Consider the following 1,529-nt stretch of genomic DNA (forward strand, 5'->3'; position numbering starts at 1 on the left):
GGAAATCTTTAGTGCGATGCTCGTTGCCCCAGGCGTCCCAGCCGGCGCGGCCAGACCTGGCGAACAGTTCCAGGTACGGCCCAGGGCTCATGCGCTCGACCATCGCCTGAAACTCTGGCGGCTTCGCGGAATGCTTCGGCTTTCCACGTTCGTCATACGGCCGCTTCCAGTTGAACCAGGTGGTATTCGTGCGCCCGAGAGACGACAGCGACCCGCGGCGGCAGAACAGCACGTACTCAGTAGATATGCCGTAGGCTCCACCAAGCCCACCGCCCATCGGGTTCTTCGCCCACGTCAGCAGCGTCGAGTATTGAAATCCCCATGCGCGCGCCACGGCGAAAGATGCCTCGATGTATTTATTGATCGTCCACAGGTATAGGTGCGCGTCATCGGCAGCCAAGGCTGAAATCGGCAGCGCAGAAATCTGCGCAACAGACATGCTGGGGTAGGAAAGTGGGCGGCTGGCTCCGGTGGCGTCGCCAAAACCCATCCGGCCGCACAGCGGCCCAGCCTTAACTTCCCACGGCGGGTCTGCGACTATAGTTGCGTATCGCATGCCGCCCCCCTAACCGTATTCGCCCGCTCCCACGCTTCCACTTCTAAGAGCGGGTACAGCACCGGCCGCCCCGGTATGAACCCCGGGCCTTCGCCGAGGACGCGCCAGTTCGCCAGCGTCTGCGGACTGCGACACAGGCGCTCGGCGAGTTCTTTGGTGGTGAGGTGGATCATTTCTCCCACTCCACGCGATGCCCGATGTACCGTTCCCAGCTGTCGCGCGCCGTGCCGAGCGCCGGAATGGAGTAGGCGTATCCCAGCTTCTCGCCGTGACGCACGCGCTTGCGTTCGACGCCCGCGCACTTGGCGAGCGCCCGGCCGATGGCGGTGGCTTCAGGGAGGCGCGAGCGAATGCCGCGTGTCTTGGCGTGGCGCGAGAAGGCCTGGCGCAGTTGCTCGGTGTCGGTGGTTTCCGGCCAGCCGTCGAAGTCGCCGCCGACGATCTTTCCGTCGCGCAGGCATTCCAGCCACCACTCTTCGGTCATGCCTAGCGAGGCGTGCTTCTGGTCGAGTAGGCCTTGCGTCGCCGGCGCTTCGTTGAGGTCAATTCCCGTAAGATCGAAGTCGAGAAGGTAGCGAAGAAGGAGTCGGTAGCCTCCACGTTCCATCCCTTCTCGCATCGCTTGAAAAAAAGAACGGTCTTGTTTCCGCCCATCTCCAACGTCAAACACAGCGTATCGGCGCTCGTCGTGCGATGCAGGAGCGATCCAATCTTCGTTGCCAAGGATCGCAATGCGCGTGCGGTTGGCGGCTTTGTAAGGTTCATATCCTTTTCTCTCGATGAAGTGGTGCTGACCGGTGATGAGATCCTTGAGCTGGCCCTCGGCTTTTTTGTCGCCAGACCAAAAGGCCTCGTCGAACACGATGAACAGCGCGTGCTCAAGATGGCTGTTGAACTGCCCGGTGAGATACCGCTGATTGGCGACGACGGCGAAGTGCGCGTCGATCAAGAAGCCGACGCGCTCGACCAGCGC

Annotated in this window: 2 protein-coding genes and 1 pseudogene; all 3 read right to left on the reverse strand. The window is 62.0% G+C overall.

Annotated features, from left to right (window positions below; all coding sequences use genetic code 11):
* Positions 1-556, reverse strand: a 556-nt coding sequence (locus tag NUV55_RS00620) for an MT-A70 family methyltransferase (protein ID WP_296669455.1), incomplete at its 3' end; no start/stop codon positions are given.
* 169 nt (positions 557-725) lie between these two features.
* A complete protein-coding gene (locus NUV55_RS00625; protein WP_296669457.1) occupies positions 726-1,163 on the reverse strand; it encodes a hypothetical protein in 438 nt (145 codons plus the stop codon).
* Positions 1,164-1,292: 129 nt separating this feature from the next.
* Positions 1,293-1,505: pseudogene (locus tag NUV55_RS13730) on the reverse strand (primase-helicase family protein); the annotation flags it as partial.
* Positions 1,506-1,529 lie beyond the last annotated feature (24 nt).

The organism is Sulfuricaulis sp. (assembly GCF_024653915.1).
In the GTDB taxonomy this organism is placed as follows: Bacteria; Pseudomonadota; Gammaproteobacteria; order Acidiferrobacterales; family Sulfurifustaceae; genus Sulfuricaulis.

Excerpts from the sequence above, each read along its gene's own strand:
- NUV55_RS00625 (WP_296669457.1), bottom strand. The coding sequence starts at position 1,163 with ATGGAACGTGGAGGCTACCGACTCCTTCTTCGCTACCTTCTCGACTTC.